Below are 21,157 nucleotides of genomic sequence, written 5' to 3' on the forward strand. Positions count from 1 at the left end.
CCGGTCATGCCCCCTTCGCCGGAACAATCTGCAGGTACACCATCGTGAGAATCAGGTTCGCGAAGAACAGGACCAGGAAGGTGATGACGACGGCCTGGTTCACCGCCTCGCCGACCCCCTTGGGCCCGCCCTTCGGCGTCAGACCCTTGTAGGCAGCGATCACGCCGGCGATGACACCGAAGATGGCAGCCTTGATTTCCGCGATGTAGAGGTCGGGCAGCTGGGCCAGCGCCGAGAACGACGCAAGGTAGGCGCCCGGGGTGCCACCTTGGAGGATGACGTTGAAGAAATAGCCGCCGGCGATACCGACGACGGACACGAGCCCGTTGAGGAGCACGGCGACGAGCACCATCGCAAGCACCCGGGGCACGACGAGCCGCTGGACCGGGTTGATACCGAGAACTTCCATCGCGTCGATCTCCTCACGGATGGTCCGTGAACCGAGATCGGCCGTGACGGCGGAACCAGCGGCACCGGCGATCAGCAGCGCGGTCACGATCGGACTGCCCTGCTGGATCACCGCGAGCACGCTGGCGGCACCCGTGAACGCCTCTGCACCCAACTGTTTGATGAGCGAGCCCGTCTGCAGCGACACGACGGCACCGAACGGGATGGCGACCAGCGCGGTAGGCAGAATCGTCACACTCGCGATGAACCAGGCCTGTTCGATGAATTCCTTGAACTGGAACGGCCGCTTGAACGTGTTGCGAACCACGTCGACGAACAGTTGGACGATGTTTCCGGCCTGCGTCAGCGCCCCCGTGACCGGCTTCATCATCGAGGTTCGGGTGCCCCCCATACGCCGCGCCCCTACCCGTGCCCGTACGTGGTCTGTCCCAGACCTCCGTCGTCGTAAGCGGGAATCACCTGGGTCGCGGCGTCGTCTTCCATGCTGGCAATGATGCTTTGTTGCGCCTCGATCGGCAGGGTGTGAAGGATCTCGCGCACACGGGCCTGACGGCGTGCGACGGCCTGACGGAAGGGCAGGCCCGGTGTGGCCTGCATCTGCGGCACGACCCCGTAGACGTCGTCGGTTCCGCCGTGGTGGTGGCCGGCGTCGACGAGCGCCTGCTCGTGCGCCATCTGCGCCTCGTCCTTCTCCTCGGACATCCCGATCGGACCGATCTTGCTGCCGTTGAGGAACTGGTGGACCACCGGTTCGTCACTGGTGAGCAGCACCTCGCGCGGCCCGAACATCACGAGCTGCTTACGGAAGAGCATTCCCAGGTTGTCCGGGACCGTGCGGGCCAGGTTGATGTTGTGCGTCACGATCAGGATCGTGGCGTCGATCTGCGCATTGATATCGATCAGCAGCTGACTGAGGTACGTCGTGCGGACGGGGTCCAGACCCGAGTCGGGCTCGTCGACGAGGATGATCTGCGGATCCAGGACGAGCGCGCGGGCAAGTCCGGCACGCTTGCGCATACCTCCGGAGATCTCGCCCGGCAGCTTCCCTTCTGCACCGACGAGACCGTTGAGCTCGAGCTTCTCCATGACGATCTTGCGGATCTCGGACTCGGACTTCTTGGTGTGCTCGCGCAGCGGGAAGGCGACGTTGTCGTACAGGTTCATCGACCCGAACAACGCTCCGTCCTGGAAAAGGACGCCGAACAGCTTGCGGATCTCGTAGAGCTCACGCGACGAACACTGAAGGATGTCGGTACCGTCGATGATGATCGAGCCCTCTTCGGGCCGCAGCAGACCGATCAGCGACTTCAGGAACACGGACTTACCGGTACCCGACGGTCCGAGCAGTGCGCTGACCTCTCCGGCCGGCAGCGTGAGACTCACGTCCTGCCAGATCTTCTGTGAGCCGAACGACTTCGTGAGTCCCTCGACCGATACCTCGACTCCCACCATTACCTCCTGCGTGAAGCATGTCCCCCCACCGTGGGCCCACTGTGGGTTGCGTCACTCTATCGCATCGAAGTGTTGTACGTTACGCCGAATCCTACTCATGAGTAAGTAAGGACCACAACCCGGCGATTGCGCATTCTCCGGCACCGGGCGGAGTAAGAAAAGAGGGCCGCCCCGAACGGGGCGACCCTCTCTTCTGGATGCTTCGTCAGGAAGCAGCGCGGACAGCCGTCTTACTTGACGGTGATCTTCGCGCCGGCAGCCTCGAGCTTCTCCTTGGCGGCGTCGGCCGCGTCCTTGGCAACCTTCTCCAGGATCGCCTTCGGAGCACCCTCGACGAGGTCCTTGGCTTCCTTCAGGCCCAGGCCGGAGACGACCTCACGGACGACCTTGATGACCTGGATCTTCTTGTCGCCGGCCGACTCGAGGATGACGTCGAACTCGTCCTGCTCCTCAGCAGCGTCGGCAGCGGCAGCCGGGGCGCCCGCAGCAGCGACGGCGACCGGAGCAGCAGCGGTGACCTCGAAGGTCTCCTCGAACGCCTTCACGAACTCCGAGAGCTCGAGCAGCGTGAGCTCCTTGAACTGGTCCAGCAACTCTTCGGTGGTGAGCTTCGCCATGGTGGCGGTCCTTCCTCTTAAGTCCTGTGTCGCCGATCCGCGACCGGACAGGTGGTGATGGTTGTGATGCGCAGGTGCGGATCAGCTATTCGGCAGCGGCGTCGGCGGGAGCCTCGGCGGCCCCACCCTCCGCAGCCTTCTTCTCCTGCAGCGCGGCGGCCAGACGGGCCACCTGCGAAGCGGGAGCGTTGAACAGGCCGGCGGCCTTTGCCAAGTTGCCCTTCATCGCGCCGGCGAGCTTGGCCAACAGGATCTCGCGGGACTCGAGGTCCGCGATCTGGTTGACCTGATCCACGGACAGCGCAGCGCCGTCCATGTACCCGCCCTTGATGACGAGTGCCTTGTTGTCCTTAGCGAAGGCCTTGATGGCCTTGGCAGCGTCGACCGGCTCGCCCTTGATGAATGCAATGGCGGTCGGTCCGACGAACAGGTCGTCAAGGCCCTCGACGCCCGCCTCAGCGGCGGCACGCTTGACCAGGGTGTTCTTGGCGACGGAGTAGGTGGCACCCTCTCCGAGAGCGCGTCGCAGCTGCGTCAGACTCGTAACCGACAGACCACGGTATTCCGTGATCACGGCGGCGGACGAGTCCTTGAACTGCTCGGTGATCTCCGCAACTGCGGAAACCTTCTCAGGCTTTGCCATACTTCGCCTCCTCTCGTGACAGTCGTTGTTCCACTTCGGGCCGTGACATGCAAAACGCCCCGGTGCAGGGCACACGGGGCGTACACGAGGAGATCCATTCACCCGGCCAGGCCGAGCGCAGACATCATCCCCCACCTCGTCCTCCTGCGTGGGCCGCCGGGCAATCCCGGACCTTCAACCGATTCCATTGCCGGACTCGGTGACCAACGGTCTTTGGTAGAACATGTTTCGGGGCGGAATTCGCATAAAGCGCCGAACTCCAACGAGCAGCCTAGCGGAGCCGTCGCCGCGACACAAAGCGAGAGGCCCGCGCGGCCCCACTTGTGCGACAGTTCACATTCCGTCGCGAATGTGTCAGAGCACCCACAATTGAACGTTACCGACGGTTACATGTAGTGGGATACGTTTCCGCCATGACTCTCACCATGCCCGCCGACCCGGAGACCGCCGTCGGCAGCGGTCGGCGACGCCGGTTCCTCGCACTCGCGGTCATCTGCCTGGCCGAACTCCTGGTCGTCCTCGACAACACGATCGTGAACGTCGCCCTTCCGTCGATCGGCGTCGAACTGCGCACCGACGTCAGCGGCCTGCAGTGGGTCGTCGACGCGTACACGCTCACCTTTGCCGGACTCCTGCTCGCGTGCGGCAACCTGGGCGACCGATACGGCCGACGACGCGTCATGACCATCGGCTTGGTAGGCGTCGCGGTGATGTCCGTCGCCGGAGCGTGCGCCGGTTCCCTCGAACAGGTGATCGCGGCACGCGCCGCGATGGGCGTGTTCGCTGCCGCCGTGTTCCCGGCGACGCTCGCGCTGATCATCAACATCTTCACCGACGTGCGGGAGAAGGCGCTCGCGATCGCGGCGTGGACGGCGATGGCCGGGTTCGCCATCGCCATCGGCCCGGTCTCGGGTGGCTGGCTCCTCGAGCACTTCTCGTGGCACGCGGTGTTCTGGATCAACGTTCCGGTCGCGTTGGTCGCGCTCGTGGCCACACTGCTGCTGGTTCCCGAGTCGAAGTCGTCGTCGGTCGGCCGCATCGACTTCGTGGGCATCGCGACGTCTTTCGCCGGCATCACGGGACTGGTGTGGGCCATTATCGAGGCGCCGCGCCACGGCTGGCTCTCCCCTGTCACGATCGGGACAGGGACCGCGTCCATCGCGGTGCTCGTCGGCTTCGTTCTGTGGGAACTCCGCGTCGACTCGCCGATCCTCGACATGCGCCTGTTCCGGGTCCGGAGGTTCTCGCTTCCGGCGCTGGCGATCGCGGTCGCCTACTTCTCGATGTTCGGGTTCCTGTTCCTCATCACGCAGTACTTCCAGGGTGTGCGCGAATACACGCCCCTCGAGTTCGGCATCGCATCGCTGCCGTTCGCGGTGTCCGTCGCCGTGGGCGCACCGATCGCGACCCTGCTGGCGCAGCGGGTGGGCACCACCGCCGTCCTCGTCTTCGGACTGTTGCTGACCGGCCTCGGGTTGTATCTGGGCGGACAGGTCGACGTCGACAGCAGCTATCTGACCGACGTCCTCCCGTCGATGGTGTCGATGGCGCTCGGTCTGGCGATCGTGCAGGGACCGGCCACCGAGTCGATCATGTCGTCGCTACCGCTGGACGAGGCCGGTGCCGGCTCCGCGGTCAACGACACCACCCGCGAGATCGGCGGCACTCTCGGCGTCGCCGTGCTGGGATCGATCGTCGCGTCGTTCTACGTCGGAAAGGTTGCGCCGCTCATCGACCGCGTCCCGACGACACTCATGAACGACGACGAGAAGGGGTTCGCGAGAGCCACGATCCTCAGCGTCCTCGAGATCCGCAAGCGCGAGATTCCCTCCATGCTCGAACCGCAACGTGAGCAACTCATCACCGCGATGAAGACGGCGGTCCTGCAGGGCGCACAGGCGGCGTCCCTGGTCGCGACCGGAGCCGTCGTGCTGTGCGCTGTCGTCGTCGCGATCTTCCTGCCGTGGTCACCGGCCCGCGGCCGGTCCACCATGCTCGCCTGGCACCGCGACCGGAAGCGAGCCGACCACTGAAACGCCGAAAGGTCGGCACAGAGAAATCTCTGTGCCGACCTTTCGGTGTCGATCAGATCGCGAACAGTCGCGACTTACTCGCCGTCCTCGAGGAGGTTGCGGGTACGGTTCGGATCCACCGGGATGCCCGGTCCGGTGGTGGTCGAAACCGTGACCTTCTTGACGTAGCGGCCCTTCGCCGACGACGGCTTCGCACGCAGGATCTCGTCCAGCGCCGCGCCGTAGTTCTCGACCAGCTTGGTGTCGTCGAACGAGGCCTTGCCGATGACGAAGTGCAGGTTGGCCTGCTTGTCGACGCGGAAGTTGATCTTGCCGCCCTTGATCTCGGTGACAGCCTTGGCGACGTCCGGCGTAACGGTGCCGGTCTTCGGGTTCGGCATCAGGCCACGCGGTCCGAGGACACGGGCGATGCGGCCGACCTTGGCCATCTGGTCAGGGGTGGCGATCGCGGCGTCGAAGTCGGTCCAACCGCCCTGGATACGCTCGATCAGGTCCTCGGAGCCGACGACGTCCGCACCGGCGGCCTCGGCCTCGGCGGCCTTCTCGCCGACAGCGAAGACGACGACGCGGGCGGTCTTACCGGTGCCGTGCGGCAGGTTGACCGTGCCACGAACCATCTGGTCCGCCTTGCGGGGGTCGACGCCCAGACGGACGGCAACCTCGACGGTCGCGTCCATCTTGCTCGACGAGGTCTCCTTGGCCAGCTTCGCAGCCTGCAGGGGGCTGTAGAGCTTGTCCGCGTCGATCTTCTCAGCGGCGGCGAGGTACGCCTTGCTGCGCTTTGCCATTTCTTCTGTCCTTACTTCTCACCCTGGGTGTTCGACCCGGGTGAATGGTTCAGTTGTGGTTGCGGGCCTGGCCGGCCCTCCCACAGTGGAGGATTGACCCTGCAGTGTCAGTGCAAGGCATCGCTTCGCTCAGCCCTCGACGGTGATACCCATCGAACGCGCGGTGCCGGCGATGATCTTCGCGGCTGCGTCGATGTCGTTCGCGTTGAGGTCTTCCTGCTTGGTCTTCGCGATCTCGCGCACCTGATCCATGGTCACGGTTGCAACCTTGGTCTTGTGCGGCTCGCCGGAGCCCTTCTGGACACCAGCAGCCTTGAGCAGCAGCTTGGCGGCCGGCGGGGTCTTCAGCTTGAAGTCGAAGGTCCGGTCTTCGTAGACGGAGATCTCGACAGGGATCACGTTGCCGCGCTGGGACTCAGTCGCCGCGTTGTAAGCCTTGCAGAACTCCATGATGTTCACGCCGTGCTGACCGAGCGCAGGACCCACGGGCGGTGCAGGGTTAGCCTGACCAGCCTGGATCTGAAGCTTGATGAGCCCGGCGAGCTTCTTCTTCTTGGGGGGCATCTTCGTTCCTTGTTTCCTACTGGGTGTGTTTCTTGCGTACTGCGTGCAAGTGTGTGGGTCCCACACTGCCACGTGCGAGCGTGGCAACCGGAACCGAGCTAGATCTTCGAGACCTGGTTGAAGGACAACTCCACCGGGGTCTCGCGACCGAAGATCGAGACGAGGACCTTGAGCTTCTGCTGCTCGGCGTTGACCTCGCTGATGCTGGCGGGCAGCGTTGCGAACGGGCCGTCCATGACGGTGACCGACTCGCCGACCTCGAAGTCGACCTCGATGGTCGGCTTAGCGGCCGTCTCGCCGGCCGTCTCGCCGGCAGCGGCAGCGGCCGCGGCAGGCTTCTTCTGGCCCTGCTGAGGCATCAGGAACTTGACGACCTCGTTGAGGGTCAGCGGCGACGGACGCGACGTGGCTCCGACGAAACCGGTCACACCGGGAGTGTTGCGGACCGCGCCCCACGACTCGTCGTTCAGCTCCATGCGAACGAGGATGTAGCCGGGCAGGATCTTCCGGTTGACCTGCTTGCGCTGGCCGTTCTTGATCTCGGTGACCTCTTCGGTGGGAACTTCCACCTGGAAGATGTAGTCACCGACGTCAAGGTTCTGGACGCGGGTCTCGAGGTTGGCCTTCACCTTGTTCTCGTACCCGGCGTAGGAGTGGATGACGTACCAGTCTCCGGGTGCGCGGCGGAGCGCGGCCTTCAGCTCGGCGACAGGATCGGCCGCTTCCTCGGCGACCTCCGGAGCCTGCTCCGCGATGGCACCGTCCTCGGCCTCGTCGCCGGCAACGTCGGCGTCGTCTTCGACCTCGAGCTCGGCAGACACGCCGTCTTCGTCGGTTACCGCCTCGGCCGAAACACGCTCCTCGGCCATGGCCTCGTCAGAGTCGTTCTCGGGGGTGCTCACTGGAGGCACTCTTCCTCTCGTCAATCACATCGTTCGGGAGCGCCGACGGGCGTTCCCGGCTAGCCGAACAACCAGGTAACGCCCTGGCTGAAACCAAGGTCGAGCAGGCCGATGAACGTCACCATGAAGGCGACGAACACGAGCACCACGCTGGTGTAGGTGATCATCTGCTTGCGATTGGGCCAGATGACCTTACGGAGCTCGGCAACCACTTCGCGCAGGAAGCGTCGAATCCGCTTGAAGATGTTCTCCGTCTGCGGCTTGTCGGCCTTCCGGGACTTCGCTTCCGGGGACTTCACGGAAGTCGCGGCAACGGACTTCGCAGACGGTGCCGCCTTGGCGGTCTTTGCCATCTGGACCGTCTTGGCCGGCTCGGTGGATTCCGGGGTTCCCGCGCGGCGCGCCGAGCGCTTACCGGTGGGTTTACCTGCTGGGGCCGCACTCGCGGGGCTCTCATCAGCAGTGACCTCGCCCTCAGGGGCATGGTCGGGAAGGGCCTCAGCGCGAGAGCTCGCGTCGGCTGCAGAATCGTCGACAGGGCCGGAGTCCGTAGACCCGGTAGTGCCGCCGTCGCGCTTATCGCGCTCCTCGCTCACCGTCGTTCCTCTCAGTCGCTGACCAGTCCGGGTGCAGGGGCGACAGGACTTGAACCTGCAACCTGCGGTTTTGGAGACCGCTGCTCTGCCAGTTGAGCTACGCCCCTTTGGTCGACCGATCGATCTGGTCGACCCATCTGGGTTCACATGACATGCGCGCCACCCCATGCGGACAAGTCCAGCCTGTTGCAACAGGTTGATACCTCACCGTAGGGCAGCGCGCAGCGCCTGAGTAACCCCAGAAACTCTAGTGTACTTCAATGCACCGGAACAAACCCAATCCGCCCGGCACTCAGGCCAAACGGACCGTTGCGGTGGCCCGGCCGAAGATCTTACGACCCTCCGAGCGAGCCACGATCGCGACTACTGCGGTCTTGCTTTCGGCGTCCACCGACTTGATCTTGCCGGTGAACTCCACAGCGGCAGCCTTGTCGGCCGCCACATAAACCGGACTCGTGAACCGAACGTTGTATTCGGTCACGGCACCCGGATCGCCGAGCCATGACGAGACGAACCCGCCACCCAGACCCATTGTGAGCATGCCGTGGGCCACGACGTCCGGCAAGCCGGCCAGTCGGGCCACGTGATCACTCCAGTGGATCGGGTTGGGATCGCCCGACACGCCGGCGTAGTTGACGAGATTGCCACGGGTCAAGGTGACGACGCGCTCGGGCAGTTCGTCACCGACGGTGACGTCCTCGAACCTACGGAGCGACATGCATCATCACATCCTTGACCGCGTGTGCGATGTTCTCGTCCACCTCACCGCCGGAGCGCGCGACGAGCGTGGTCCAGGTGGTCTGGACCAGTTCCCCGTTCACATCCGAGATGACGTTCTTGGTGACGATGATGTCACTGCCCGCGACCTGGCGGAACGACTCCAGGTAGACATCGCAGATCAATCGGTCGCCGGCCTTCAGCGGCCTGTGGAACACGAGCCGCTGGTCGGTCTGCATGATCTGACTGAGGTCGTAACCGGTCACGACCTCTTCGAACAGCTTCCGCTGCGCGATCATGCCTACGATCGACACGAAGGTGAGGGGAGCGAGGAGGCCGTCGTAGCCGAGGCCCCGTGCCGCATCCTCGTCGTGGTGGGCAGGGTGGTCGTCGAGCACTGCACGTGCGTACTCGCGAACCTTTTCCCGGCCGATCTCGTAGAAGTCGCTCACGCGGTAGTGATGTCCGACCATCGCTGCCGCATGCGCGGCGGGGTCGAAGGTCACTTCGGCCTCTCTCACGACTGTCTCTGTCACAGCGAAACACCCATCTGCCCTGTGGACGCAATATCGTTAGGGCAGTCTGACAGTGAACCTAACGCGCGAGCGTCGACTCCGAGAAGAAACTTACTTGGACTCGCGATGCGCCTGGTGAGTTCCGCAGTTCGGGCAGAACTTCTTCAGCTCGAGGCGGTCGGGATCGTTGCGGCGATTCTTCTTGGTGATGTAGTTACGGTGCTTGCACACCTCACAGGCCAAGGTGATCTTGGGCCGAACGTCAGTCGAGGAGGCCACGGGGATGCCTTCTTTCGCGTGAATCTGATCATAGAGAGATCAGGGTGGATCATTCGTCTTGTGTAGCGATGGCCGGACTTGAACCGGCGACACAACGATTATGAGTCGTTTGCTCTACCAACTGAGCTACACCGCCTCGGTGTCGAGTGTCGCGCGAAGCTGGCGACACCACAATCCAGCGAGCCCCCTGACGGAATCGAACCGTCGACCTTTTCCTTACCATGGAAACGCTCTGCCGACTGAGCTAAGGGGGCGTGGCTGTCCTGCGCATCTCTGCGCGCTGAAGCCTCCAGAAGATTACACAGACCTTCGCGCGAGTACCAAATTTGCAGGTCAGACCGGGTAAATCGCGGGCCGGCCGCGGCATTCACGCACTGTGGACGCGATCGGACTCCCCCACGTGCATGCGTGGGGGTCCGATCCAGGCAGATTCGGCGCGTTCGACCACCAGGTCAGACGGTCGGAGAGGTCCCCGAGCCGACCACTGAGCGCGGCGCTGCCGGCCTTACCGCCCGTCGGCCACGCTCGGAGGCAACGCGTCGAGCAGCACGGTCTTGGCCTCCAGATACGGCTGCAGGCCGTCGAGCCCGCCCTCACGGCCGATGCCGGACTGCTTGAAGCCGCCGAACGCGATCCCGAAGTCCGTCCGGAAGCTGTTGTGCCCGACAGTGCCGGACCGGAGCTGTCGCGACACCGCCCACGCCCGATCGACGTCGTCGGTGAACACCGACGCGTTGAGGCCGTAGATCGTGTCGTTCGCGATCTCGACCGCGTGGTTCTCGTCGTCGGCGGCGATGACGCTCACGACAGGGCCGAAGATCTCCTCCCGGGCGATGGTCGAGCCGTTGTCGACGTTGCCGAACACCGTCGGCTCGATGAAGAAGCCGCGGTCGAGGTGACCGGGCCGACCTCCGCCGGTGACCAGGCGGGCACCTTCCTCGCAGCCCTTCGCGATCAGACCCTCCACCTTGTCGCGCTGGCGGGACATTGCGAGCGGTCCCATCTCGGTCCCGGGGTCGAACGGGTCGCCGACGCGGATCGCCGACATCGCGGCGCCGAGCGCCTCCGCGAACTCGTCGTGACGGTGGCGGCTGACGACGATCCGGGTCAGCGACGCGCAGACCTGGCCGGTCATGAGGCGTGCGGACTGCGCGATGGACTGCGCCGCGGTCGCGAGGTCGAAGTCGTCGAGAATCACACCGGCGGACTTGCCGCCGAGTTCGAGGGTGCAGCGGGCGATGCGCTCACCACACAGCGACGCGATGCGGCGGCCGGCGACGGTGGAACCGGTGAAGGTGACCTTGTCGATGCCGGGGTTGCGCACCAGCAGCTCCGACACCTCCCGTTCGGCGGTGACGACGTTGACGACGCCGGCCGGGAGTCCGGCCGCCTCGACGATCTCCGCGAACAGGTACGCCGCGCCCGGTGCTTCCGGGGATGCCTTGACGACGACGGTGCAGCCCGCGATGAGCGCTGGGGCGACCTTGTTGGCGATCAGCCCGAGGGGGCTGTTCCACGGGATGATCGCGGCGACGACGCCGACGGGCTCGCGGACCAGCAGACCCACCCCGTTGCCGGAACCGGGCTGGCGCTGCTCGACGAACGCGTAGCTGTCCGCGAGGCCCGCGTAGTAGTCGAAGACGTCACCGGACTGCGCCGACGCGTATGTCGACACCGCGGCGAGGATGCCCATCTCGCTGGTCCAGATCCGCCCGAGTTCGCCGCTGCGCTCTCGGATCGCGGCACCGATCGCCAGGAGGTAGGGGGCACGCTCGGCGTGGGTCATCCGTGACCACGGTCCGCGGTCGAATGCTTCTCGGGCGGCGTCGACGGCTCGCGACATGTCCTGCGCGTCGGCCTCGGCGACGGTGAGGAACACGTCCTCGGTGGCCGGATTGACGACGTCGAACCGCGCGCCGGTCGACGGCTCGACCCAGTTGCCGCCGATGAAGAGCCTGCCGGGGTGCTGCACTGTCACGGACGTCTCGTGCGCGTTGATCAGACCTGTCATCGAGGTTCGGGCTCCTTCACACATCCCAGGCACCCGTCGTGTGACGAGCGCCACTGCCGAGCCGGACGCTAAGGCGCATCCGGCGCGATCAGACCGCACGGTCCCGTTGAGTGGGATGGATCACAGGTGCGTGCCACGGCCTCCGGTCGGACGAGGTCGAGGAAAAGGGATGAAGTACCCCGAAAGCAGTTCAGCCCCGACCCTTTTCGGGTCGGGGCTGAACTTGTGTGGCAGGTGTAGGATTCGAACCTACGTAGGCATAAGCCGACGGATTTACAGTCCGCTCCCATTGGCCGCTCGGGCAACCTGCCTGGTTTCGCGACCGGAGTGCACAGGCTCTCTGGCGCGTATCGAAGAATACAACGAAGCCCCCCCAGATATGCAAACCGGGTGGATAGGGGCGGTCTCGACCCGATAGCGTCAGGGCAACCCACCGCTGTCCGGGTGGGCTCGACCGCTATGGATTTGGGAGTGTGCAGTGGCTGATTCGTCCTTCGATGTGGTGAGCAAGGTTGATCGTCAAGAGGTGGACAACGCTCTGCATCAGGCTGCGAAGGAGCTGGGCACCCGGTTCGATTTCCGCAACACCGGGGCGAGCATCGAGTGGTCCGGCGAGGAGACCATCACGCTGACCGCCGAGACGGAGGAGCGCCTCAATGCGGCGCTCGACGTCTTCAAAGAGAAGCTGATCCGCCGTGACATCTCACTCAAGGCGTTCGACGCCGGTGAGCCCGCGCAGTCCGGCAAGATCTACAAGCTCAGCGGAACGCTGGTCCAGGGCATCAGCAGCGAGAACGCCAAGAAGATCTCGAAGAAGATCCGCGACGAGGGCCCCAAGGGCGTCAAGGCGCAGATCCAGGGCGAGGAGCTCCGGGTGAGCAGCAAGAAGCGCGACGACCTGCAGGCCGTCATCTCGCTGCTCAAGGGTGAGGACTTCGGCATCGCCCTGCAGTTCGTGAACTACCGCTGACACCGCCCGGCCCCGCGCCGGTACCGGATCGTCGAACGGGCCGCACACCTTCCGCAGACGCGGAGGTTGCGGCCCGTTTCCGTCGGATCGGACCGTGTCCCGCCCGCGTGACCGGCTGCGGGCTCAGTACTCGCGATGGGTGGGAGGTATGCCGCCGTCGGACGAACCACCGCCGGCCATCTTCTCCAGGCGGGCGATCCGGTCGGCCATCGGTGGATGCGTCGAGAACATCCGGCTCATCTTGTCGCCGGCGCGGAACGGGTTGGCGATCATCATGTGCGATTGCGCGGCGATCTTCGGCTCCGGCGGCAACGGCGCCGCCTGGGTGCCGCGCTCGAGCTTCCGCAGTGCCGACGCCAGAGCCAGCGGATCGCCCGTCAACTCGGCTCCGGACTGGTCTGCCTGGTACTCCCGGGATCGGGACACGGCGAGCTTGACGACGGTGGCCGCGATCGGGCCCAGCAACGAGACCAACAGCAGCGCGAGCGGATTGGCGCCCTGACCGTTGCCGCGACCGCCGAACATGTTCGCGAAGATCGCCATGTTCGCCAGGCCCGAAATCACCGCGGCCATCGCACCGGCGACCGACGAGATCAGGATGTCGCGGTTGTAGACGTGGGACAGCTCGTGCCCGAGGACCGCACGCAGTTCACGCTCGTCGAGGATGTCGAGGATCCCGCTGGTGCAGCACACCGCCGCGTGACGCGGATTTCGTCCCGTCGCGAACGCGTTGGGCGCCGCGGTGGGGCTGATGTAGAGGCGCGGCATGGGCTGGTGCGCGGTGGTCGCCAGTTCACGGACGATCTTGTAGATGACCGGGGCCTGGACCTCGGTGATGGGTTGGGCGTGCATCGCCCGCAGCGCCAGCTTGTCGCTGTTGAAGTAGGCCCACGCGTTGGTGCCCACGGCCAGGAGGATCGAGAAGATCAGGATGTTCCGGTTACCGAACAACGAGCCGATGAAGATGATCAGTGCCGACATCCCGACCAGCAGGCCGAACGTCTTGGCACCGTTTGCGTAACCGTGCACGACTCGCCTCTTCCCTGTTCACCGCCGCGACGTCCGCGTGGCCTCCTGACCTGAACAACGATCCAGCCCGGGGAGACGGTTCCCGGGCTGGTCGAAGACTACGTCAGCGAGGCGTCATCCGACGCGTTCGATGGTGTACTCGACGAGTCGCACCAGCGCCTCGTTCGCCGGCCCCTGCGGCAGCTGAGCCAACTCGGTGCGGGCCCGGTCTGCGTACTCTCCGAGCTTCGCCTTGGCCGCGGCCATGCCGGGGGACCGCTCGAGCAGTGTGAGCGCCTCCGCGACCTCGGCGTCGTCGGTGACGGGGCCGTCGAGCAGTTCGCGCAGCCGGTCGCCGTCGGCGCCCTCCTCACGCATTGCGTACAGCACGGGCAGGGTGTGGACGCCCTCGCGGAGGTCGGTGCCGGGCGTCTTACCGGACTGGTCCGACACCGACGAGATGTCGATGATGTCGTCGGAGATCTGGAACGCGATCCCGACGGCGTCGCCGAGACGCTCGAGACGCTCGATCTGTTCGGCATCGGCGCCGGAGAACGTGCCGCCGAACCGTCCACTCGCGGCGATCAGCGAGCCGGTCTTCTCCCACACGACCTCGAGGTAGTGCTCGACCGGGTCCTGCTGCTCCTTGACGCCGATCGTCTCGCGCATCTGGCCGGTGACGAGCTCGGCGAACGTCTCGGCGATGATCCGCACCGCATCCGGGCCGAGCGTGGACACCAGCCGCGACGCATGCGCGAACAGGTAGTCGCCCGCGAGGATCGCGATGCTGTTGCCCCAACGGGCGTTGGCGCTGGGCGCTCCGCGGCGCATGGTCGCCTCGTCCATGACGTCGTCGTGGTACAGCGTCGCGAGATGGACGAGTTCGACGACGGTGGCGGCCGTGACCACGGCGGGATCGGACGCCTTGGGCCCGAGCTGCGCGGTCAGCACGGTGAACAGCGGGCGGAACCGCTTGCCGCCGGCCTTCGCGAGGTGCAGCGCCGCCTCGGTGAGGAAGTCCTCCCCGTCGGACAGCTCGCTGACCAGGAGTTCCTCGACACGGTGGAGACCGTCGCGCACCACGTCGGCCAACTGCTGGTCGCCGAGGTCAACCCCGGCCACGACGGTGCCCGAACCTGCCGCCCGCTCCGACCCCTCAGTGCTCACGATGTCAGTACTCATTCCTGTAGTCGGTGACGCCTCGGTAACCACGGTAGTGAACCTAGCGGTATCACCGGCCGTCATCACCACCTGCCCTCACCGCGTTGCGCTCCCCCAGCCTGAGAAGATACTGGGGTGGTGGCCGAACATTTCCCGACCGCTGGGTCCAGCGATGTCCCGAATCTCCCCTCGAGCACCGAAGTCCTGGTCGTCGGCGCCGGTCCGGCGGGCTCGGCGGCGGCCACGTGGGCGGCGCGCGACGGGCGCGACGTGCTCCTCGTCGACGCGGCGACGTTCCCCCGCGACAAGACGTGCGGGGACGGACTGACCCCGCGTGCGGTCGCCGAACTGGATCACCTGGGCCTGGGCGACTGGGTCCGCGGGCGCACCACCAATCGGGGCCTGCGCCTGACGGGCTGGGGCCGCGAGCTGGAGTTGCCGTGGCCCGGCGGGGCACTCCCCGCGGTCGGCAGCGCGGTGCGGCGCACCGAACTCGACGACCGCCTGCGACTCACGGCGGTCGAGGCCGGCGCCCGAATGATCCAGGGCGCCAAGGCCGTCGGCGTCGAGCGCAGCGGCGACCGGGTGAGCGCGGTGACGATGAAGACGGCGGACGGCACGCACACCGTCACGTGCGAGAAGCTGATCGTCGCCGACGGTGTCCGGTCGACGCTGGGTAAGCAGCTGGGCCGGCAATGGCACCGCGACACCGCGTACGGGGTGGCGGCGCGCGCATACGTGACCTCCGCGCGCAGCGACGACCCGTGGATCACGTCACATCTCGAACTGCGCGACGACGCCGGCACGCTGCAGCCGGGCTACGGCTGGGTGTTCCCGCTCGGGACCGGCGAGGTCAACATCGGTGTCGGGACGCTCGCGACGGCCAAGCGCCCCGCTCCGGGTGCGCTGCGGCCCCTGCTCGAGCTGTACGCCGGGCAGCGCCGCGCCGAGTGGCAGCTGGACGGCCAGGTGCATTCGGTGGCGTCGGCGCTGCTACCGATGGGTGGCGCGGTGTCCGGGGTGGCCGGCCGCAACTGGGCGCTGATCGGCGACGCCGCGGCGTGCGTGAACCCCCTCAACGGTGAGGGCATCGACTACGGGCTCGAGGGCGGGCGCCTGGTGGCGCAGGTGCTGGGCGACGACGACCTGACCGAGGTGTGGCCGGAGATCCTGCGGGACCGGTACGGCAGGGCGTTCTCGATCGCGCGACGGCTCGCGGGACTGTTGACGCTGGCCCGGTTCCTGCCGGCGTCGGGGCCGGTCGCGATGCGCTCGCGCGCGATGATGACCGTCGCGGTGCGGGTGATGGGCAATCTCGTCACCGACGAGGACGCCGATTTCACGGCCCGTGCGTGGCGGACGTCGGGTTCCGCATCGCTGCGACTGGACCCGCGCCCGCCGTTCAGCTGAGCTGCCCTAGCGGGTGGCGCGGTGCAGCGCCACGATGCCGCCGGTGAGGTTCCGCCATTGCACGTTCCGCCAGCCGGCGGCCTCGATGCGCTGGGCGAGCTGTTCCTGTGTCGGCCATGCCCGGATGGACTCGGCGAGGTAGACGTAGGCGTCGGGGTTGCTGCTGACGGCGCGGGCGACCCGCGGCAGCGCCTTCATCAGGTACTCCATGTAGACGGTGCGGAACGGCCCGAACACCGGTGTCGAGAATTCGCTGACCACGAGGCGTCCGCCGGGCTTGGTGACGCGCGCGATCTCGCGCAGGCCGGCATCGAAGTCGGACACGTTGCGCAGCCCGAAAGAGATGGTGGCGGCGTCGAACACGCCGTCGGCGTACGGCAGGTGCATCGCGTCGCCCGCGACCATCGGGACCTGACGTCCACGACCGGCGTGCAGCATGCCCTTCGAGAAGTCGGTGGCCACCACCCACGCGCCGGAGCGTCCGAGTTCGACGGTCGAGACGCCGGTGCCGGCGGCGAGGTCCAGGACCCGCTCCCCCGGCTTCAGGTCGAGCGCCGCCCTCGTCGCCTTCCGCCAGCTGCGGTCCTGCCCGAACGACAGGATCGTGTTCGTCAGGTCGTAGCGCTTCGCGACACCGTCGAACATGGATGCGACCTCGTGCGGATCCTTCTCGAGCGAAGCCCGCGATCCGTGTGTTTCTGCCACGACGGAAGACGCTACCAACCGGCTCACGCGTCGATCTCCGCCGCCGGGTTCTCCCCGGTCGGGCTGTTCCGGGTGCGGTCCTCCGCGGCCGGTGTGCGCCGGGTGAGTGTGCGGGCCTTGGCCCGCGCCCACGGCACGAGCATCACGACGACCGCGATGGTGACCGAGGAACCGAGGATCGCTCCGGCGAGGACGTCGTGCGGGTAGTGCACGCCCTGCAGGACGCGGGCCGCGCCGATGAGGGCGGCCAGGGCGATCACCAGCCCCCGCTGCAGCGACGACAGTGCCCGCTCGGAGGCGAGGACGATCGCCGTCGCGAGGCCGACGGCGATGACGGTGTGGTTGCTCGGGAACGACCAGTCGCCGACGGCCGGGCAGTCGGGCAGTGCGAGTTCGACCCGGCAGGGGCGGTCCTCGCGGACGAACATCTTGACCACTTCGCTGAGCGCGTACGCGACGACGACGCCGAAGCCGCCCATCAGCAGGTCCCCGAGGTACAGGGATCGGGTGCGCCACATCTGCACGGCGAGGACCGCGAACAGCGCGACGAGCGCGAGCAGCCCGACGTCGGCGATGAGCTCGACGCCCGGCAGATCGGACGTCTGCGGGACGATCGCACGGTAGATCGCCGCACTGACATCACGCAGCAGGTAGAGCGCCACGATCAGCACCGCGGCGGCGATGAGCATCATCCCGGCCCGTTCCGAACTTCTCCGCATTCGGTCGAGCTTAGAAACCCTTCCTGAGTGAACTTCTCAGGAACCCTCGGTGTCGACCTTCCGGCGCACCACCAGCAGCGCGGGCAGTGCCACGATCCACGTCACGACGATCACCGATCCGGCGGGCACGATCGCGACGCTGGCGTCACGGCCCGCGACCCGCACCAGGTCGGGTTCGCTGCGCGCGTATTCGACGTCGATGCGCTGTCCCGCGGTGAGCTTGGTCGGGTAGAGCACGCCCAGTTTGGGGTTGTGGGTGACACCGTCGGGGGTCACGAAGCTGACCGCGGAGCGCAGCGATCCGGCGGACAGCACCTCGGCGGTGGCGGTGCCCATGTCGGACTCGATGGTCCGGTCGTTGCGCCACGCGGCGAGCACCAGCAGGACCGCGAGCACCGAGATCCCGGTGGCCACGGCGACGATGCCGACCTGCACGCGGTGTGCGATGCGAGGACTCACAGTTGTGCCCGCACCGCGGCGTGCAGTTCGCGCAGACCGGACCGCTCGGTGGTCACCTCGAGCACCCGGACGCCCTCCCCCCGTGCGGTCAGCGCGGCCGTCAGGCCCGACAGTTCCACGCGGCGGTGCGGGACGCGGTAGGCGGCGCACAGCGCGGCCAGGTCCATGCCGTGCGGGGTCCCGAAGACCCGCTCGAACACGCCCGCGTACTGCGGGTCGCCCTGCTCGAGCAGCTCGAAGATGCCGCCGCCGTCGTCGTTGGCGACCACGATGGTCAGGTCGGCGGGCCGCGGCTCGCCGGTGCCGATCAGCAGGCCCGACGCATCGTGCAGGAACGTCAGGTCGCCGAGCAGCGCGACGGTCCGGCCCTCACCCTCGTACGCGAGTGCCGCGCCGACGGCGGTCGAGACGGTGCCGTCGATGCCCGCGACGCCGCGGTTGGACAGCACCCTCACGCGCGGCCGCGGATAGCTCACGAGCGCGGCGTCGCGCACCGGGTTCGACGCCCCGAGCAGCAACTGGTCGCCTTCGGACAGCGCATCCATCACCGCGGCCGCGACGTGCAGGCCGGTGGCCGCGGGGTGCGCCGCGAGCTGCGAGCGCACGGCCTTGTCGGCGTGCTCCGACAGTGTCCTGCAGCGCGCGATCCACGCCGGGTCGGGCTCACCGGACACCACGGCCCGGGTGCCGGTGGCAAGGACGTTGCCGGAGACATCGGGCCAGCGCGGGCCGGTCGTGAGCGCATACACGGCGACGGCCGGGTCGGCGAGCAGCTTCGACACCGGACGGTGCAGGGTGGGCCGGCCGGTGATGATCGCCTGGCGCGGCTTGAGCTGCGGCAGCGCGAGCGGGTGCAGCGGGATGCCGTGCAGCGGCGCGGTGGGTTCGGCGACGGTCGGCAGGTGCGCGAGTTCGGGCCGGTAGGCGGACCCGTGCCCGGAGATCACGACCGTGTCGGGGGTGATGTCGAGGTCCATCGGGACGTCGAGGGTCGCGTGTGTCGTGGTGGTCCAGGCGGCGCCGTCGGGGCGTCCTTCCGGGATCGGGCCCTGCGCGTGGACGTCGGGCACGAGGGGCTCGCGCAGCGGGATGTCGAAGTGCACGGGTCCGGCGTTGCCGGAGCGGGTGCCGCGGGCGGCGGCGAGGACGCGGCAGACCGCGCTGCGCCACTGGCTGTTCTGGTCCTCGCCCGCTTCGGCGAGGCCGAGGCTGATGGTGGCGCGGACCTGGCTGCCGAACATCCCGAGCTGCTCGACGGTCTGGTTGGCGCCGGTGCCGAGCATCTCGTAGGGCCGGTTGGCGCTGAGCACGACCAGCGGGACGCGCGCGTAGTTGGCCTCGAGCACGGCGGGCGCGAGGTTCGCGACCGCGGTACCGGACGTCATGACGATCGGGACCGGCCGGCCGGCCGCGACGGCGAGACCCACCGCGAGGAACCCTGCGGTGCGCTCGTCGATCCGCATGTGCAGGCGGAGACGTCCGGCGGTGTCGGCGGCCTGCAGCGCGAAGGCGAGCGGGGCGTTACGCGAACCCGGGCAGAGCACGACCTCACGTACCCCGCCGCGGACCAGTTCGTCGACGACGGCGGTGGCTTGTGCAGTGGACGGATTCACGCCATCCAGATTGGCAGACGCGGCGGGGGCCGTCCCAGGCGGCATCTCCACACGGTCGCTGCGACGATGGTCGGCATGGTGCGCACAGTCTTCGATCCGGCCGAGATGGATCCGGGCCGCCTCTACCCCGTGTTGACCGCGACGATCGTGCCCCGCCCGATCGCGTGGGTGTCGACGCTGTCGGCGGACGGAGTACCGAATCTGGCCCCGTACAGCTTCTTCACGGTGGCGAGTTCGGATCCGCCGGTCGTCCAGTTCACCTCGGTCACACGCAAGGACACCCTCCGCAACGTCGAGGAGACCGGTGAGTTCGTGATCAATCTGGCCACCGAGTCACTGGTCGACGAGGTCAACGCCAGTTCGGCGCCGTATCGGCCGGGCACCGACGAGTTCGCGGCGCTCGGCATCGCGAGCGAACCGAGCGGGCGGGTCCGCCCGCCCCGGGTGGCGGCCGCCCCCGTCGCGATCGAGTGCTCGCTGCGTCGGGTGATCGAGGTGGGCAACTCGTTCGTCGTGATGGGCGACGTCCTCGCGGTCGCGGTACGTCCGGAGGTGCTGGCCGACGACGGCCTGCCGGAGTTCGCGAAGATCGCCCCGCTGAGCAGGCTCGGCCGTGACGAGTGGGGCATGACGCCACCGGTACGGCGCATCACCCGGCCGGGCCGGCCGGGCTGACCACGACACGACGGTTCCGTATTAGGGTTGGCTAACCACTACCCGATCTCGCGGACGGAATGCCATGGCCAAACGCTCCAAGTTCGTCAAGCCCGAACATCGCGACGTCGTCTCGGCCCACGTGCTGGGTACCAAGCAGATCAGCCCGTCGTTCATCCGCGTCACCATCGGCGGCGCGGACCTGGCGGGGTTCATCCCGATGGGCTTCGACCAATGGTTCCGGATGTTCATCCCGGACACCGGGCAGACCGGATTCAAGCTCCCGAGTTCGGCGGGCAGCCTCTGGTACGCCCAGTTCAAGCTGATTCCCAAGGACTCGCGGCCGATCCTGCGCAACTACACGGTCCGCGAATTCCGTCCCACCGGAGGAGTTTTCGGCGACGGCCCCGAACTCGACATCGACTTCGCCTCACACGGCGACCTCGGACCGGCGTCGGCGTGGGCCAACTCGTGCTCGGCGGGCGATCCGCTGGGCCTGCTCGACGAGGGCCTCATCTACAACCCCACCCCCGACGCCCGCTGGCACCTGCTGGTGGGCGACGAGTCCGCGCTGCCCGCCATCGTCGGGATCCTGCGTTCGGCCGAACCGGGCGTGCGGATCCACGCGTACATCGAGATACCGCACGCAGACGACAAGCAGGACGTGCCCGTGCGCGACGACCTCGAGGTGCACTGGCTGGTGCGCGAGGACGCCGCGGCGCGGCCGGGTGAACTCGCCCTCGCGACGCTGCGCGCAGCCGACCTGCCCGACGGGCCGCTCTACGCGTTCGTCGCCGGCGAGAGCGAACTCGCGACCGGCGCGCGCCGCCACCTGGTCGCGGACCGGCACGTGCCCAAGACCGACATCGCGTTCACCGGATACTGGCGCCACGGTCACGCGGCGTACTGAGACTGCCGAAGCGACAGTGGGCC

At 67.2% G+C, this 21,157-nt stretch carries 23 protein-coding genes and 4 tRNA genes; 5 read left to right on the forward strand and 22 right to left on the reverse strand.

What is annotated here, in order from left to right:
• Positions 1 to 4: 4 nt before the first annotated feature.
• The 4 genes from AC1RIF_RS09010 to rplJ all read right to left on the reverse strand — a co-directional run bounded on the left by AC1RIF_RS09010 (position 5) and on the right by rplJ (position 3,120).
• Complete coding sequence (locus AC1RIF_RS09010) at positions 5 to 799, reverse strand: MlaE family ABC transporter permease (protein WP_492601020.1); 795 nt, start codon at positions 797 to 799, stop codon at positions 5 to 7.
• Between the two features lie 11 nt (positions 800 to 810).
• The gene (locus tag AC1RIF_RS09015) at positions 811 to 1,860 is read right to left on the reverse strand and encodes an ABC transporter ATP-binding protein (RefSeq protein ID WP_492601021.1); all 1,050 of its coding nucleotides are present in this window, start codon (positions 1,858 to 1,860) and stop codon (positions 811 to 813) included.
• Between the two features lie 230 nt (positions 1,861 to 2,090).
• Complete coding sequence (gene rplL, locus AC1RIF_RS09020; RefSeq protein WP_225019293.1) at positions 2,091 to 2,477, reverse strand: 50S ribosomal protein L7/L12; 387 nt, start codon at positions 2,475 to 2,477, stop codon at positions 2,091 to 2,093.
• An 85-nt stretch (positions 2,478 to 2,562) separates the two neighbouring features.
• On the reverse strand, positions 2,563 to 3,120 hold the full coding sequence (gene rplJ / locus AC1RIF_RS09025) for a 50S ribosomal protein L10 (RefSeq protein WP_348604149.1): 558 nt from the start codon (positions 3,118 to 3,120) through the stop codon (positions 2,563 to 2,565).
• Between the two features lie 413 nt (positions 3,121 to 3,533).
• Between rplJ and AC1RIF_RS09030 the strand changes: the two genes are divergently transcribed.
• Complete coding sequence (locus AC1RIF_RS09030) at positions 3,534 to 5,153, forward strand: MFS transporter (protein WP_492601022.1); 1,620 nt, start codon at positions 3,534 to 3,536, stop codon at positions 5,151 to 5,153.
• Positions 5,154 to 5,227: 74 nt separating this feature from the next.
• Here AC1RIF_RS09030 and rplA read toward each other — a convergent pair whose 3' ends face one another.
• The 12 genes from rplA to AC1RIF_RS09090 form a co-directional block, all read right to left on the reverse strand.
• Positions 5,228 to 5,941, reverse strand: coding sequence for a 50S ribosomal protein L1 (gene rplA, locus AC1RIF_RS09035; RefSeq protein WP_492601023.1), 714 nt, complete (start codon positions 5,939 to 5,941; stop codon positions 5,228 to 5,230).
• 129 nt (positions 5,942 to 6,070) lie between these two features.
• Entirely contained in the window at positions 6,071 to 6,505 is a 435-nt protein-coding gene (gene rplK / locus AC1RIF_RS09040; RefSeq protein WP_031937663.1) for a 50S ribosomal protein L11, read from the reverse strand.
• Between the two features lie 98 nt (positions 6,506 to 6,603).
• Entirely contained in the window at positions 6,604 to 7,407 is an 804-nt protein-coding gene (gene nusG / locus AC1RIF_RS09045) for a transcription termination/antitermination protein NusG (protein WP_492601024.1), read from the reverse strand.
• A 59-nt stretch (positions 7,408 to 7,466) separates the two neighbouring features.
• The gene (secE, locus tag AC1RIF_RS09050) at positions 7,467 to 8,003 is read right to left on the reverse strand and encodes a preprotein translocase subunit SecE (RefSeq protein WP_492601025.1); all 537 of its coding nucleotides are present in this window, start codon (positions 8,001 to 8,003) and stop codon (positions 7,467 to 7,469) included.
• 34 nt (positions 8,004 to 8,037) lie between these two features.
• A tRNA-Trp gene (locus AC1RIF_RS09055) sits at positions 8,038 to 8,110 on the reverse strand.
• A 185-nt stretch (positions 8,111 to 8,295) separates the two neighbouring features.
• Positions 8,296 to 8,721: a (3R)-hydroxyacyl-ACP dehydratase subunit HadB gene (hadB, locus tag AC1RIF_RS09060; RefSeq protein ID WP_492601026.1), complete on the reverse strand. Its 426-nt coding sequence runs from the start codon at positions 8,719 to 8,721 to the stop codon at positions 8,296 to 8,298.
• Entirely contained in the window at positions 8,708 to 9,193 is a 486-nt protein-coding gene (gene hadA / locus AC1RIF_RS09065; protein WP_492601344.1) for a (3R)-hydroxyacyl-ACP dehydratase subunit HadA, read from the reverse strand. Before hadA ends, hadB begins: the two co-directional genes overlap by 14 nt.
• A 153-nt stretch (positions 9,194 to 9,346) precedes the next feature.
• Positions 9,347 to 9,514 carry a 50S ribosomal protein L33 gene (rpmG, locus tag AC1RIF_RS09070; protein WP_031937658.1) on the reverse strand — a complete coding sequence of 56 codons (168 nt, stop codon included), beginning with the start codon at positions 9,512 to 9,514 and terminating at the stop codon, positions 9,347 to 9,349.
• A gap of 63 nt (positions 9,515 to 9,577) precedes the next feature.
• Positions 9,578 to 9,650: transfer RNA gene (locus tag AC1RIF_RS09075), tRNA-Met, on the reverse strand.
• Between the two features lie 45 nt (positions 9,651 to 9,695).
• Positions 9,696 to 9,768 (reverse strand) — tRNA-Thr (locus AC1RIF_RS09080).
• A gap of 251 nt (positions 9,769 to 10,019) precedes the next feature.
• The gene (locus AC1RIF_RS09085; RefSeq protein WP_492601027.1) at positions 10,020 to 11,525 is read right to left on the reverse strand and encodes an aldehyde dehydrogenase; all 1,506 of its coding nucleotides are present in this window, start codon (positions 11,523 to 11,525) and stop codon (positions 10,020 to 10,022) included.
• 228 nt (positions 11,526 to 11,753) lie between these two features.
• Positions 11,754 to 11,836: transfer RNA gene (locus AC1RIF_RS09090), tRNA-Tyr, on the reverse strand.
• 167 nt (positions 11,837 to 12,003) lie between these two features.
• Here AC1RIF_RS09090 and AC1RIF_RS09095 point away from each other — a divergent pair.
• On the forward strand, positions 12,004 to 12,495 hold the full coding sequence (locus tag AC1RIF_RS09095) for a YajQ family cyclic di-GMP-binding protein (RefSeq protein ID WP_492601028.1): 492 nt from the start codon (positions 12,004 to 12,006) through the stop codon (positions 12,493 to 12,495).
• Positions 12,496 to 12,618: 123 nt separating this feature from the next.
• Here the strand turns inward: AC1RIF_RS09095 and htpX are convergent, their stop codons facing one another.
• A complete protein-coding gene (gene htpX, locus AC1RIF_RS09100) occupies positions 12,619 to 13,524 on the reverse strand; it encodes a zinc metalloprotease HtpX (RefSeq protein WP_492601029.1) in 906 nt (301 codons plus the stop codon).
• Between the two features lie 114 nt (positions 13,525 to 13,638).
• Positions 13,639 to 14,685: a polyprenyl synthetase family protein gene (locus AC1RIF_RS09105; protein WP_492601030.1), complete on the reverse strand. Its 1,047-nt coding sequence runs from the start codon at positions 14,683 to 14,685 to the stop codon at positions 13,639 to 13,641.
• Between the two features lie 114 nt (positions 14,686 to 14,799).
• On the opposite strand from AC1RIF_RS09105, the gene AC1RIF_RS09110 reads away from it, so the two are divergent.
• Complete coding sequence (locus tag AC1RIF_RS09110; protein WP_492601031.1) at positions 14,800 to 16,074, forward strand: geranylgeranyl reductase family protein; 1,275 nt, start codon at positions 14,800 to 14,802, stop codon at positions 16,072 to 16,074.
• A gap of 6 nt (positions 16,075 to 16,080) precedes the next feature.
• Here the strand turns inward: AC1RIF_RS09110 and AC1RIF_RS09115 are convergent, their stop codons facing one another.
• Genes AC1RIF_RS09115 through menD form a run of 4 tightly spaced genes read right to left on the reverse strand, consistent with a single transcriptional unit; the run spans position 16,081 to position 19,570 of the window.
• Positions 16,081 to 16,779, reverse strand: coding sequence for a demethylmenaquinone methyltransferase (locus AC1RIF_RS09115; protein ID WP_492601032.1), 699 nt, complete (start codon positions 16,777 to 16,779; stop codon positions 16,081 to 16,083).
• Between the two features lie 23 nt (positions 16,780 to 16,802).
• The gene (locus AC1RIF_RS09120) at positions 16,803 to 17,498 is read right to left on the reverse strand and encodes a phosphatase PAP2 family protein (RefSeq protein WP_492601033.1); all 696 of its coding nucleotides are present in this window, start codon (positions 17,496 to 17,498) and stop codon (positions 16,803 to 16,805) included.
• 36 nt (positions 17,499 to 17,534) lie between these two features.
• Positions 17,535 to 17,957 (reverse strand): DUF3592 domain-containing protein, encoded by a 423-nt coding sequence (locus tag AC1RIF_RS09125; RefSeq protein ID WP_492601034.1) that lies wholly within the window; start codon positions 17,955 to 17,957, stop codon positions 17,535 to 17,537.
• Positions 17,954 to 19,570, reverse strand: a complete 1,617-nt coding sequence (gene menD / locus AC1RIF_RS09130) for a 2-succinyl-5-enolpyruvyl-6-hydroxy-3-cyclohexene-1-carboxylic-acid synthase (protein ID WP_492601035.1) — start codon at positions 19,568 to 19,570, stop codon at positions 17,954 to 17,956. The genes AC1RIF_RS09125 and menD overlap by 4 nt, the downstream gene beginning before the upstream one ends.
• Positions 19,571 to 19,648: 78 nt before the next feature.
• On the opposite strand from menD, the gene AC1RIF_RS09135 reads away from it, so the two are divergent.
• A complete protein-coding gene (locus AC1RIF_RS09135; RefSeq protein ID WP_492601345.1) occupies positions 19,649 to 20,245 on the forward strand; it encodes a flavin reductase family protein in 597 nt (198 codons plus the stop codon).
• Positions 20,246 to 20,309: 64 nt separating this feature from the next.
• A complete protein-coding gene (locus tag AC1RIF_RS09140) occupies positions 20,310 to 21,134 on the forward strand; it encodes a siderophore-interacting protein (RefSeq protein WP_492601036.1) in 825 nt (274 codons plus the stop codon).
• Positions 21,135 to 21,157: the final 23 nt, after the last annotated feature.

Source organism: Prescottella sp. GW823-FHT02E09 (assembly GCF_058797375.1).